The sequence below is a fragment of the Rhodococcus sp. MTM3W5.2 genome, from assembly GCF_001984015.1.
GTDB classification, from domain to species: Bacteria; Actinomycetota; Actinomycetes; order Mycobacteriales; family Mycobacteriaceae; genus Rhodococcus_G; species Rhodococcus_G oryzae.
Map to the genome: position 1 here is coordinate 5,445,557 of NZ_CP019572.1, position 12,161 is coordinate 5,457,717.

Here is a 12,161-nt window from a genome sequence, read left to right on the forward strand (position 1 = left end):
TTCGGTGTGGGGGACGGCATCCGAGATGGGTCAGCCGCGGACGAGCGGCATGATCGCGCGCACCCGGAGATCGCGCAGGTACAGCCCGCCCCACACCAGGATGCCGAAGTAGATCGGCGCGAGGGTGGTGCTCAGGATGGGCTGCTCGGTGAGCAGGTTGGTGGCCACGGCACCGCCGAGGTAGCCGGTCAGCAGGACGGCACCGAGGATCGACGTGACGGGCACGACGTAGAGGGCGAGGCAGATCAGCAGCACCACGCCGAAGACCCTGTTCAGGCTCGGGTCGAACCCGAGGTCTGCCATCGCGGTGCGCACCTGTTCGACGTTGGCGATGTGGGTGAGCGAGTCGAAGAGGAAGAACACGACGACCAGACCGGTGATGATCAGGCCGGCGATCCGGGCTCGCCGCGAGGGGCGGCGGTGCCGGCGGCGGCGGGTGCGGTGGTCGTGGTGTGCGGCGTGGTGGTCATGGCGGGCTCCGATGCTGGTTTGCTTCGTGCACGGCGCGCGAAGCGGTTGCCATATAGACCGGCGACGACCGCAAAACTCATCGCGCGCGGGTCAATTATCCGCCGAACCAGGCCTGCGCGTCGAGACGGAAGCCCTGACCAGCGGTGACGGTGCGCAGGTCGGACTCCAACGCGCGCAGCCGTTCCGGCCCGATCGTCGCCGCCCAGTCCGCCTGCAGCCGGTCGAATGCGACCGCAGACCGTCGCAGGCTGTCGAGCCCCCGTTCCGTGAGCACCACCCGCTTGCTGCGGGCGTCCGACGGGTCGCTCTCGCGCGCCACGTAACCGAGGCCCTCGAGCCGATCGACCGTCTTGCCCGCCGCCTGCTTGGAGACGCCGAGCCTTCGCCCCAGCTCGCTCGCGCTGGTCCCCGCGATCCCGATCGCCTGCATCGCGAATCCGTAGGCGGGGCGCATGTCCGGGTGCCCCTGCTCTGCCAGCTGGCGATGCACCTCGTCGATCAGGGTCCGGAATCCGGCGAACAGCAGCAGCGGCAGCTCGTAGCCGGGGCTCTCATCGACGGCCACGGCGCACCCCTTGCCGAATATAGACAACCATGTTTACTATATGGACAACCACGTTGACGATATTACCGCAGAGAGGACTCCAGATGCCCTTCAACCACCACACCGCCCAGACCGCCCCCGGCGCCGCGCGCCCGACCATGACGGCCATCGAGGGGAAGTTCGGATTCCTGCCCGCCCCCGTTGCGCTCATGTCGGAATCGCCCGAGCTATTGCAGGCCTTCACCCGGTCGAACGCGCTGTTCGAGCGCAGCACGCTGACCGAGCTCGAACGCGAGGTACTGGTCCTGACCATCGCGACGCGCAACGCGTGTCACGTCTGCGTCGCCCTGCACACCGCCTCACTCACCCGCGCCGCGGCGCCGGCGGAGCTGGTCGCGGCCCTGCGCGCCCGGCAACCGCTCACCGACCCGCGGCTCGACGCCATCCGCGTGTTCACGCTCGCGGTCCTGGACACGGCGGGAGGTGTCGACGAGGAACAGATGCGGGCGTTCCTCGAGCGTGGCTTCACGCGCCGCAACGCCCTCGAGGTCGTACTGGGGGTCGGCACCTACACGCTGTCCACCTTCGCCAACCGGATGACCGAGGCGCCACTGGACCCGCCGTTCGCACCGTTCGCCTGGGAGGGCGCCGCGTAGCACTTTCGCCGTATGCCCCCGCCGCCACATCAGCGATGTCATCATTGATGACAACACTGATGATGCGCACCTGTGAGTCCTTCCGGCCCCGTGGCAGGCCAGAAGGACTCACGGCAGGAGGGGTACAGGCGATGATCGAGGACGGTTCGAATCGTCCGGTGCGGTTGACACCGGAGGTGATCGTGGACGCCGCCGTGCGGATCGCCGCGCGGGGCCGCCCCGACGGACTGACCGGACGCGCCCTCGGCGAGGAGCTCGGCGTCGACCGGTCGGCGGTCTGGCGGCACTTCTCCGACAAGGACGCGCTCCTGCGAGCCGTCGGCGACCGTCTGTTGACGATGGCGCACGATCGCGTCCCCGCCGGGCTCGGCCCGAAGGAGCGGATGGAACATCTCGCCGGCGCCGTGGTCGCGGTGTTCACCGAGCATCCCCATGTCGGCGCCGCCGTGGCCCCGCGCACGACCCGCGGCCCGGGCGAGTTCGCCCTGGTCGAGATGATGCTCGCCGCGCTCGACGAGCTGGGGCTGGAGCCTGCGGATGTGGTCCGCTACCAACGGATGATGGCCGAGGCCGTGCTGTCCTACGCGGGGATGCAGGCCGGCCACGCGCTGCTGCCGGACAAGCTGCGCGCGGGCGACGAACGCGCCTGGACCCACGAGTACGTCGGCGCGGACGCGGGGCGCTACCCCGCGATCGCCGTACACGCGTCTGCCCTGGCCGAGGTGGGCCCGGATCTTGTACTCGCCACCATGATCGAGGCCTTCTGGACCGCGCTCGACGCCAGGGCTGACACCGCGTCCGCCCGCGTGCGCACGGACTGACCCGGCCCGCGCGGCGCTCAAGACCCACCCACCCCCGATATCGAGGATCACCCACGCATGACCGAGCCCAGCACCACCACCGAGCCCACCACCACCGCCGAGCCGACCGTCACTGAACCGCCTCGCAAGCGCTCCCGACTGCGCACGGCCGCGATCGTCGTCCCGGTGGTCGCGGCGACGCTGGTGGCGGCGACCTATGCGGCGACCGCGGTACTCGCGATCCCCGCGCCCCTGACCCTGGCCCGGCTGCTGACCGAGGCTCCGTCGAAGCAGGGCGAGCTGTATCCATCGCGCACGGTGGCGGCCTCGCCGAATCCCACTCCGCTGCAGTCGAACTCGATACCGCTACCCGAGACGGTGCCGTGGAAGGGTGAGCAGATCCCGGTCGCACAGTTCCTCGAGACCACCCACACCAACGCCTTCCTGGTGCTGCGGGACGGCGCGCTCACCCACGAGTGGTACCGCGACGGCGTCGAGGCCACGACGCCGCTGGCCTCGTGGTCGATGGCCAAGTCCGTCGTCTCGCTGATGATCGGTCAGGCGATCGACGCCGGCAAGCTCAGCGAGGACGATCGACTCGTCGACGTCCTGCCGGAGCTCGCCACCGGCGGGGAGTACGACACCGTGACGGTGCGGCACCTGCTGGACATGACCGCGGGTGTCGATGTGTCCGAGAACTACAACCCGTACTGGCCGCTGACCGGCACCGCCCGGATGTACCTGACCCAGGACCTCGACGAGTTCGTCGCCGACCACCGCGAGGTCACGTCCACTCCGGGCAGCGAGGGCGACTACCGGAGCGTCGAGACCCAGCTCCTTGGACAGGTGCTGGCCCGGGTCGAGGGCACACCGCTGACCGAGCTGCTCGAGCGGAACCTGTGGGCCCCGATCGGCGCCGAGGACGGCGCCACCTGGAACCTCGACCGGGACGGCGGCCAGGAGAAGGCGTTCTGCTGCCTCAACGCGACAGCCCGCGACTACGCCAAGATCGGCCAGCTCGTCCTCGACGGCGGGCGCGCGGGTGAGACCCAGGTGGTCCCAGCTGCCTGGATCGACCGCATCAGCACCCCTGCCCCGCACCAGGTTTCGACCTCGCCATGGGGCTACTCCGCGCAGTGGTGGCACCCCACGCCCGACAGCCCGGACCTGTCCGCGCTCGGCGTCTACGGCCAGTACACCTACGTCGACCCGACCACCGGCACCGTCATCGTCAAGCTCAGCGACCACGGCACCGAGCAGGACGAGCAGGAGACCTTCGAGGTGTTGCGGGCCATCGCCGGCGCCTAGAGTCGCGGACCCCGACCGAGGTAGGCCAGCAGACGCTCCCCCGGCCCCGCCCCTGCCGACAACTCGACGGGGGCGGCGAACCGGGCCGGTCGGTCCGCATCGCTGACGAAAAGCGTTGCACAGGTGAGCAGTTCCTCTGCGAGGTCCGGCGGGATCGGCCGGTTGCGGCCACACGCCGTGGCGACGTCCCACCCATGCACGGCGATCTCCAGCGCACCGGCGGCGGGCACGATGCCCGCGGCCATCGAGACGCCACCGATCTGGATCCCCTCCGGATCGCCCGAACGCGCCCACGCGCCGAGCAGTCGGCAGGCGCGATCGCACAGCGCTGCAACGGGATCGGACTCGGGATCGGGCGCAGCCGCGGCGGGTGCCAGCGCGATGTGCCGGTCCATGGCGGCCTCCTGCAGCGTGCCGAGGGCGTCGTTCATGTGCGCCAACAGCTGTCGCAGGTCCCATCCGCGACAGGGCGTGGCCCTGTCCATGGACTCCTCCGTCACGAGCTGCAGACTGCCCAACGTGTACGCGATCGAACGCTCCAGCAACGCGACCGGGTCGGCCAGCGGCCACGCGACCGCGGCGCCCGTCATGACCCGACCGGCAGCGTCTCGGGCAGCCCGAACTTGCCGAACAGCGACCTGTCGAAGAACACCGTCACATGACCGATCCCCGACGGCCCGAGCGAGACCACCTGCAGCTGGAAGGCGGAGTACCCGCCATCGGGTTCGCGCATGTACATCGCGAACGCTGGCTGCCCGTTCGACACCGTGGGGATCAGCTTCATGTCCCCCGGACCCTTTGCCGGGCAGTTGTTCTCGATCAGGGTACGGATCGCGTCGGGACCCTGGTACCAGCCGACGAAGGGCGGCATCTCCCAGACGGCGTCCTGGGTGAACAGCTCCTTGAGCGCGGCCATGTCGTACGTCTCGAAGGCCGCCATGTACTTGTCGAGCAGCTCGCGCTGATCCGGCGCGACCGGCTCCACGACGGCATCCTCGGCGGGCGAGGCATGATCGATCTGCGCGCGGGCCCGCTGCAGGGCGCTGTTCACGGCCGCCGTGCTGATGCCGAGCAGTTCCGCGACCTCCGCCGCAGGCCAGGCCAGCACCTCGCGCAGGATCAGCACCGCCCGCTGCTTCGGCGGCAGGAACTGCAGGGCGGCGATCAAGGCCAGCCTGATGCTCTCGCGGGACGTCGCGACCACAGCCGGGTCACTCGCGGCGGTGCCGAGCATGGCGTCCGGGATCGGCTCGAGCCAGGGCACCTCGCCCTGCTCGACCAGCTCGCCCGCCGGGTCCGAGCTCGGCGCGCCGAGGCCGGTGGGCAGGGGGCGCTTGCCCTTGCTCTCCAGCGCGGTGAGGCAGGTGGTCGTCGCGATCCGGTACAGCCAGGTACGCAGCGAGGAGCGACCCTCGAACTTCTCGTAGGCACGCCACGCCTTCAGGTACACCTCCTGCACCAGGTCCTCGGCGTCGTGCACCGAACCGGACATCCGGTAACAGTGCGCCAACAACTCCCGCCGATACGGCTCCGCCAGCGGAGCAAAGTCCTCCTGAACCGCGCCCTCTGTCATCGCTTCCCACCCTTCGTCGAATGCCTTCCCGAGTACAGACCCGCCGCATGGGGCAAACTCATCGGTCTCGCGCGATGAATTTTCGTGCCCCGCCCGGTCAGTACAGAGGAACACGATCCGAGGAGCGAGGGAAGCCCATGTCCGAGACGTCCGAAACACCGCAGCAGAACCCCGTGCACAAGGCGATTTCGCGGGACGGCACCGTCATCGCGTATGAGCGGTCCGGCGACGGCCAGCCGATCATCATCGTGGGAGGCGCCTTCAACGACCGCGCGACCGCGGCCGCCCTGGCCGCCGCGCTGGCACCCGGCGCCACCGCGATCGCGTACGACCGACGCGGCCGCGGCGACAGCGGCGACACCGCGCCGTACGCGGTCGAGCGCGAGATCGAGGATCTCGCCGCCCTGATCGAGGACGTCGGCGGGTCCGCGGGCCTGTTCGGCCTCTCGTCCGGCGCGATCCTGGCCCTGGACGCGGCCGCCGCCGGGTTGCCCGTCACCTCGGTGGCGATCTTCGAACCACCGTTCCAGACCGAGGGCGGCCCGCAGCTTCCCGACGACTACCTGGACCGGCTGGCCACCTTCACGGCGGAGGACCGCCGCGGGAAGGCCGTCGAGTACTTCATGACCGCGGCGGTCGGGCTGCCGCCGGAGGCGGTCGCGCAGACCAGGCAGTCGCCGATGTGGGCGGGGATGGAATCCCTTGCGCACACCCTCGGCTACGACGGCGCCATCACGGTGCGACCCATGACCGCCGACCGGTTCGCCGGGATCTCGGCTCCGACCCTGACGCTGGCGAGCGCCGCCAGCCCCGCCGTCGCTGCAGCTGCCCGCCCGCGCCGTGGCGGAGATGATTCCCGGCGCCCGGCACCGCACGCTCGACGGCGGCTTCCACGACGTCCCGCCCGAGACCCTCGCACCGGTGCTGCTCGATCACCTGGCGGCGACCTCGTGATCGCGCCCTCATGCGGCGGTGAGGATCAGCGGCCCGTCCGGGGTGATGGCGATGGTGTGTTCGCTGTGCGCCGCGCGAGTGCCGTCGAGGGTGCGCAGCGTCCAGCCGTCCGGGTCGTGCCGGTAGTCGTCGGTGCCGCCGCCGATGAGCATCGGCTCGAGCGCCAGCACCAGGCCCGCGCGCAGCTTCATCCCCCTGCCGCGCCGTCCCTCGTTGGGCACGTCGGGGTCCTCGTGCATGGCGCGACCGATGCCGTGGCCGCCGTGATCGGCGAGCACCCCACGCCCCCTGCTCCTGGCGAAGGCGCCGATGGCGTCGGCGATGTCACCGATCCGGTTCCCAACCCGCGCGGCCTCGATGCCCCGCGCGAGCGCCGCCTCGGTGTCCGCGATCAGCCTCAGGTCCTCGGGATCGGCCTCGCCGACCACGAAGCTGATCGCCGAGTCGCCGCACCATCCGTCGAGAAAGGCCCCGCAGTCCAGGCTCACCAGGTCGCCGTCGGCGAGCCGGTGGTCCGTCGGGATGCCGTGCACGATCGCGTCGTTGACGCTGGCGCACACCACCCCGGGGAACGGCGTCGGCGCCCACTCGGGGTGGTAGTCGAGGAAGGCCGGGGTGGCGCCCGCCTCCCGGATCACCGCCGCGGCGGCCGCGTCGAGGTCGCGCAGGCGCACCCCGACCGCTGCCGTCGCCCGCGCCGCCGCGAGGGCCTGCGCCACCACCCGTCCGGCCGCCCGCATCGAACGCACCTCGTCCTCGGTCTTGATCTCGACCATGCCCACCTCTCCCATGTAGCCAATAACTATACCGGTATTACTATAAGGGACATGGTGCGCGTGCCGCTGACGGCGGAGGAACTCGAACGGGGCAAGCGGCTCGGCGAGCTGCTGCGCGGAGCCCGCGGCGAGGCCAGCATGGTCGAGGTCGCGCTGGACGCCGGCATCTCGGTCGAGACGCTCCGCAAGATCGAGACCGGCCGGATCGCGACGCCAGCGTTCTTCACCGTCGCCGCCCTCGCCCAGGTCCTCGGCCTGTCGCTGGACCTGGTCGCCGAGGCGCTGGCCGATCCGCCCACGCGGCGCGAAGCGGCCTCGTAGCCGCCAACCCTCCGACGGCGGGGGTCCCGCCGGGAATCCTCCGGCCTGAGGCATCGAGCGGACGTCCACTTCCGCGCCGTTCCGGGGATGCTGGTCAACCTTCCCGATGAGTTTGTGCGTCCTGGGGAGTCTCAACTTCCATCACCATCAATCGAGAGTGTGGGAGCACAGAGTGAGTCAGCTACTGCGAGTCCAGAACTTCAATGTTTCGAGTGACGGAATCGGCGCAGGGGAAAACCAGAGCTTCGAGAGCCCGTTCGGCCTCGACCCCGGAGCCATGTTCGCGTGGGGCGGCGCCACGGCCAGCTGGCCCACCCGCACCGACCCCGGTGGCAGCCGCGGCCTCGACGACTACTTCACAAGAGACTTCGCTCGCAACATCGGGGCCGAGATCATGGGACGAAACAAGTTCGGGCCCCAGCGCGGGCCCTGGGAGGATCTCGAATGGCGCGGGTGGTGGGGCGACGAGCCGCCGTTCCGCACCCCGGTGTTCGTCATGACCCACCACAAGCGTCCCTCGTTCACGCTCTCCGACACGACGTTCCATTTCGTCGACGGCGACCCGGCCACGATCCTCGAGCAGGCTCGCGAGGCAGCGCAGGGCAAGGACGTCCGACTCGGCGGCGGAGTCACCGCCATCAAGCAGTTCCTCGACGCCGACCTCGTCGACACCATGCACGTGGCGGTCTCCCCGATAACGTTCGGATCCGGACTCCGACTCTGGGAGTCACCAGACGAACTGCGCGACCGGTTCCACCTCGAGATCGTGCCAAGCCCGAGTGGTGTGGCCCACCACCTGTTCTGGCGAAAATGACCACCCGAGGGAATTTCTGCATAGCTGTCGATTCCGACGGGTGGCGAGTGTCGTGTAGGTGAATGGCCCGATCGGCGGGCCACGACACAGTGAAGGAGAACGGGCATGAGTGACACCCGGTCGAAGGATGAGGCCGCCATCCGAACCGTCTTGGCGGGTATCTACCAAGCGTGGGGCAACGATGCCGACGCTTTCGTCGCTGATTACACCGAGGACGCCACCGCGATCCTGCCGGGTTCCTTCCGGCGTTCCAGGGAAGAAGTCCGACAGAGCATGGCCGACGGGTTCGCGTCGTTCCTGAAGGGTTCGACGACAAGGGATGAGATCCGGAGCATCCGATTCCTGGGCAAGGATGCCGCCGTTGTCGTGAGCGAGACCGGCATACTTTTCCTGGTGAGACCCAGGTGCCGGCCGACCGGCTCGCCAACGCGACGTGGGTGCTGGAGAAGCGTGACGAGAAGTGGCTGCTCGCGGCCTACCACAACAGCCCGGCCAATGCGGGCTAGGAAGAACGAGGCTATGGCGCAGTATCTGGCCCTGATCTATCAGGACGAACAATCGCTCGGCGATACTTATGCGGGCGAGACCTTGGCCCCGACCACGGGGCGTTCATCGCGGCCAACCAGGCTGCACTGGCGGGTGGGATTGCGCTCGAGCCCAGCCACACCGCGACCTTCATCCGGCCGAAAGGCGGAGGCAGTTTCTTTGTCAGCGATGGTCCGTTCGTCGAGACCAAAGAACAGTTGGTTGGCTACTACATAATCGAGGCCACCAATCTGGACGAGGCAATCGCCATCGCGCAACAGATCCCGATGGACTACGGCGGCGTCGAGGTTCGGCCGGTTCGTGTTCTCTCCTGAGCAGGCTGTCGCCGACGCGCACCGACGTGAGTGGGCCCTCGTGCTCGCCGCGACGGTGCGCGTCACCCGCGACCTCGACCAAGCCGAAGAGTGCGTTCAAGACGCCTATGCGTATGCCCTGACCAACTGGACTGCCAACGGGGTTCCCGCCAAGCCGGGAGCATGGCTGACCACCGTCGCCCGTAACCGCGCACTGAATCTGCTGCGGTCTCAATCCAGGATGAAACGAACACTGCCACTGTTGGTACTCGACGATGTCGATGATGACATCGCCGATATCGCCGTGGAGCGGGTCGACGGAATGATCCGCGACGATCTGCTCCGCCTGATCTGCACCTGTTGCCACCCGGCCCTCTCGATCGAGGCGCAAGTGGCCCTGACACTACGGCTGCTGTGTGGGCTCAGCACCACCGAAGTCGCACACGCATTCCTGGTCTCGGAGTCGACGATGGCGGCACGAATCACCAGGGCCAAGAAGAAGATCGCCGCCGCACGCATCCCCTACCGAGTACCTGGTCCTGCCGAGTTGCCGGAACGGATCGAGGCCGTGCTCAACGTTGTGCATCTACTGTTCACCACCGGACACACCGCGCCCTACAGTGACGAGCTGGTGCGACGTGATCTCACCGAACGCGCAGTCGAACTCGCCCGAATGCTGACCGGACTCTTTCCTGACCACCCCGATGTGGCCGGGTTGCTGGCGTTGATTCTGCTGACCGACGCCCGCCGCGAAGCCCGTACCGACGAAAAGGGACAGCTGGTTCGGATCTCCGAGCAGGACCGAAGCCGCTGGAACCGCGCTCAGATCAATGAGGGCATCGCCTTGGTCCGGGCTGCGCTGCGGAAGGGTCCGGGCCGGTACGCCTTGGAGGCCGCCATCTCCGCTGTACACACCGAGGCACCCAGCTACGACCTCACCGACTGGCGCGAGATCCTCGGCCTGTACACGGTTCTGGTCCAACTATGGCCGTCTCCGGTGGTGGCTCTCAATCGGGCGGTTGCTCTTGGCTTCGCCGACGGTGCCGCGGTCGGCCTGGCCGCCCTCGACGAACTGGCTGCAGAACCCCGATTGGCCGGTTACAGCTACCTCGCGGCCGCTCGAGCCCACTTCCTCGCAGAACTCGGCTACACACCCCAAGCTCGAACGGCCTATCACGAGGCGATCCTGCTCACCGGCAATGCCGTTGAGCGTGACTTCCTCACTGCGAAGCTCCAAGAACTGATCTGAATACGTCCTGGGGAATGCGCTCCATTCCTCTGCCGAGGCAAAATGCGGACAGCCGCTGACCGGATTCGATGACAGCCTCGCGGGCATGACCACGGGAGCGCTGATCCGATCCGATTCCGACCTGTCCAACGGCTACGGCAGCCTGAACGCCTTCGCGGCGGTGAAGGGCCGCGGAGGCGCACGGGCGTTCATCCGTTTCCTCACCGAGGTGCTCGACGGCCGAGAAACCGAGGAAGCGCACACGGTGGACACCGACGGGTTGCTGATCCACGCGGAGGTCCGGGTCGGGGACTCCTGCCTGATGGTCGTCGACTCCAAGCCGGACTGGGCGTTCACCCCCGCCCTGCTCCAGGTGAACGTCACCGACTGCGACGAGGTACTCCGGCGCGCAGGCGACCGAGGCTCCCGGGTGATCACGTCGACCACGCCGTTCTACGGGGGCAGCTCCCTCGCCCGGTTCGCGGACCCCTGGCACAACGTGTGGTGGCTGTTCGGCCCGGCGATCGAGGGCGCACCCGAGCCGACATGGGATCCCGACGCCGTCGCCGAGGAGTCGACGATCCACGCCACGATCTGCGAGGCGATGCGTACCCTCTCGCCGCCGACACCCGGCGAGGCCTAGCCGGGAGCGTGCGTGAGCGCCGTTGCACCCGAGCTGATGTGCAGGATCGTGCCGACCGTGTCGAGGGTCGCCCGGTCGAGCGGGAAGTAGCCCTGCGCCGGGGTGGCATCGGTGCGGGTGCGCGCGGCGGCGACCCCGGTGGCGGGCGTCAGACCCCAGGTGGCGATCCGGGCCTGGAGGACGCCCTCGTAGGTGTCCGGCTCCGGGTCGCCGAGCCCGATCGTGTCGCTGCGGCCGAGGCTGCCCGCGATGAAGGCGTACCGGTCGCCCACCAGCGACCCCACGATGGCGCCGACGCTGAACCATTCGAGGTCCATGTCCCTCATCCGCATGGTGCTCGGGCGTTCCTGCAGGTGGCTGTTGTGCGCGAAGACCAGGGTCGCTCCCCGCCGATCCTCGATGCCTCGGATATCGAGGAGATTCCGGGCCATGAGCGCATCTCGAGTGCCCAGCAGGAGCGATATCCGCTCGCTCTCGTCGATGCGCTGCGCCGCCTGCTTGTGGTAGCGGAGCAGGCCGAGACCTGCGGTGAGATACGTTTCGGCCCTGCGCCATTCGGCGCGTGAGGTCGTCGCGATCAGTTCCGGCGCCCGTACGTAAAGGGTGGTGAGCAGGTCGTCGGCAGTCGTCCGCAGCCGTTCGGCCTCGGCCGTGGCTCCGATCGACGCGGCCGAGTCCATCACCGCTTCCGCGCGACTCCAGCGCTCGTCCTCGCCGCAGAGACTCGCGATGTCGAGGTCGAGCCCCAGATAGTCGCGGGCGTGTTCGAGGTAGCGTCGCGGGCTGGGCGCGCTGGTGTTCTCCAACGGAGCGTCTATGCCGTGAAAGGCCAAACGTTCTGCAGGCGGCCGGTTCTCGTTGTAGCGGCGCATCCAGGCAACCAGCTGTCGGTTGGCGTCCAGGTCGCCGAAGCCGTGGGAGAAGCCCTCGCTCATCGCCAGGTCGAGGCTTCCGACTCCCTCCTGGACGAAGTCGTTCACGGTGAGCGCAGCCACGCGATCGGTTTCCAGTGCGATCGACCGGAAGCCGCCGTCGACCAGTTGCGCGAACAGTTCGTTGCGGACCCGCGCGAAGGCGGGTTCCAGATGCGTCGGCTCACCGAGCGCGAGAATGTCACATGATGCGGGTACGAAGTCTCTGATGTCGTGGCTCATGTGTCTCAATCGTATCGTTGAAAGATCGGTTGAGACTTGTGGAGCATCAGCCACCGATAAAGCCGGTAAAGTCTCAAATC

13 protein-coding genes and 3 pseudogenes are annotated in these 12,161 nt (G+C 68.5%); 10 read left to right on the top strand and 6 right to left on the bottom strand.

Translation table 11 applies throughout. The features are described 5' to 3' along the window. Nucleotides 1-30 precede the first annotated feature (30 nt). A pseudogene (locus tag BTZ20_RS24955) lies at nucleotides 31-470 on the bottom strand (DoxX family protein). Between the two features lie 95 nt (nucleotides 471-565). Beyond that, a complete protein-coding gene (locus tag BTZ20_RS24960) occupies nucleotides 566-1,036 on the bottom strand; it encodes a MarR family winged helix-turn-helix transcriptional regulator (RefSeq protein WP_077043202.1) in 471 nt (156 codons plus the stop codon). A gap of 83 nt (nucleotides 1,037-1,119) precedes the next feature. On the opposite strand from BTZ20_RS24960, the gene BTZ20_RS24965 reads away from it, so the two are divergent. The 3 genes from BTZ20_RS24965 to BTZ20_RS24975 all read left to right on the top strand — a co-directional run bounded on the left by BTZ20_RS24965 (nucleotide 1,120) and on the right by BTZ20_RS24975 (nucleotide 3,779). After that, nucleotides 1,120-1,671 carry a carboxymuconolactone decarboxylase family protein gene (locus BTZ20_RS24965; protein ID WP_223263511.1) on the top strand — a complete coding sequence of 184 codons (552 nt, stop codon included), beginning with the start codon at nucleotides 1,120-1,122 and terminating at the stop codon, nucleotides 1,669-1,671. 131 nt (nucleotides 1,672-1,802) lie between these two features. Beyond that, nucleotides 1,803-2,492 carry a TetR/AcrR family transcriptional regulator gene (locus BTZ20_RS24970; RefSeq protein ID WP_077043203.1) on the top strand — a complete coding sequence of 230 codons (690 nt, stop codon included), beginning with the start codon at nucleotides 1,803-1,805 and terminating at the stop codon, nucleotides 2,490-2,492. 57 nt (nucleotides 2,493-2,549) lie between these two features. Beyond that, nucleotides 2,550-3,779 carry a serine hydrolase domain-containing protein gene (locus BTZ20_RS24975; protein WP_083742846.1) on the top strand — a complete coding sequence of 410 codons (1,230 nt, stop codon included), beginning with the start codon at nucleotides 2,550-2,552 and terminating at the stop codon, nucleotides 3,777-3,779. Here BTZ20_RS24975 and BTZ20_RS24980 read toward each other — a convergent pair. Continuing rightward, a complete protein-coding gene (locus tag BTZ20_RS24980; protein ID WP_077043204.1) occupies nucleotides 3,776-4,369 on the bottom strand; it encodes a TIGR03086 family metal-binding protein in 594 nt (197 codons plus the stop codon). The genes BTZ20_RS24975 and BTZ20_RS24980 overlap by 4 nt on opposite strands. Further along, the gene (locus BTZ20_RS24985; RefSeq protein ID WP_077043205.1) at nucleotides 4,366-5,352 is read right to left on the bottom strand and encodes a sigma-70 family RNA polymerase sigma factor; all 987 of its coding nucleotides are present in this window, start codon (nucleotides 5,350-5,352) and stop codon (nucleotides 4,366-4,368) included. The genes BTZ20_RS24980 and BTZ20_RS24985 overlap by 4 nt, the downstream gene beginning before the upstream one ends. Before the next feature lie 137 nt (nucleotides 5,353-5,489). Between BTZ20_RS24985 and BTZ20_RS30025 the strand changes: the two are divergent. Further along, nucleotides 5,490-6,122, top strand: a pseudogene (locus tag BTZ20_RS30025) (alpha/beta fold hydrolase); the annotation flags it as partial. A gap of 192 nt (nucleotides 6,123-6,314) precedes the next feature. Here BTZ20_RS30025 and map read toward each other — a convergent pair. Continuing rightward, on the bottom strand, nucleotides 6,315-7,082 hold the full coding sequence (map, locus tag BTZ20_RS24995; RefSeq protein ID WP_077043991.1) for a type I methionyl aminopeptidase: 768 nt from the start codon (nucleotides 7,080-7,082) through the stop codon (nucleotides 6,315-6,317). A 51-nt stretch (nucleotides 7,083-7,133) separates the two neighbouring features. On the opposite strand from map, the gene BTZ20_RS25000 reads away from it, so the two are divergent. From BTZ20_RS25000 to BTZ20_RS25025, 6 genes and pseudogenes are all read left to right on the top strand, one after another. Beyond that, nucleotides 7,134-7,403 (top strand): helix-turn-helix domain-containing protein, encoded by a 270-nt coding sequence (locus tag BTZ20_RS25000; RefSeq protein WP_077043206.1) that lies wholly within the window; start codon nucleotides 7,134-7,136, stop codon nucleotides 7,401-7,403. A gap of 172 nt (nucleotides 7,404-7,575) precedes the next feature. Continuing rightward, the gene (locus tag BTZ20_RS25005) at nucleotides 7,576-8,217 is read left to right on the top strand and encodes a dihydrofolate reductase family protein (protein WP_077043207.1); all 642 of its coding nucleotides are present in this window, start codon (nucleotides 7,576-7,578) and stop codon (nucleotides 8,215-8,217) included. A 105-nt stretch (nucleotides 8,218-8,322) separates the two neighbouring features. Further along, a pseudogene (locus BTZ20_RS30030) lies at nucleotides 8,323-8,550 on the top strand (YybH family protein); the annotation flags it as partial. A 278-nt stretch (nucleotides 8,551-8,828) separates the two neighbouring features. Continuing rightward, nucleotides 8,829-9,077 carry a YciI family protein gene (locus BTZ20_RS30035; RefSeq protein ID WP_411269170.1) on the top strand — a complete coding sequence of 83 codons (249 nt, stop codon included), beginning with the start codon at nucleotides 8,829-8,831 and terminating at the stop codon, nucleotides 9,075-9,077. A 40-nt stretch (nucleotides 9,078-9,117) separates the two neighbouring features. Beyond that, nucleotides 9,118-10,305, top strand: a complete 1,188-nt coding sequence (locus tag BTZ20_RS25020; protein WP_262982518.1) for an RNA polymerase sigma factor — start codon at nucleotides 9,118-9,120, stop codon at nucleotides 10,303-10,305. 85 nt (nucleotides 10,306-10,390) lie between these two features. After that, nucleotides 10,391-10,927: a VOC family protein gene (locus BTZ20_RS25025; protein WP_077043209.1), complete on the top strand. Its 537-nt coding sequence runs from the start codon at nucleotides 10,391-10,393 to the stop codon at nucleotides 10,925-10,927. Here BTZ20_RS25025 and BTZ20_RS25030 read toward each other — a convergent pair. Beyond that, complete coding sequence (locus BTZ20_RS25030) at nucleotides 10,924-12,135, bottom strand: erythromycin esterase family protein (RefSeq protein WP_317616061.1); 1,212 nt, start codon at nucleotides 12,133-12,135, stop codon at nucleotides 10,924-10,926. The genes BTZ20_RS25025 and BTZ20_RS25030 overlap by 4 nt on opposite strands. Nucleotides 12,136-12,161 lie beyond the last annotated feature (26 nt).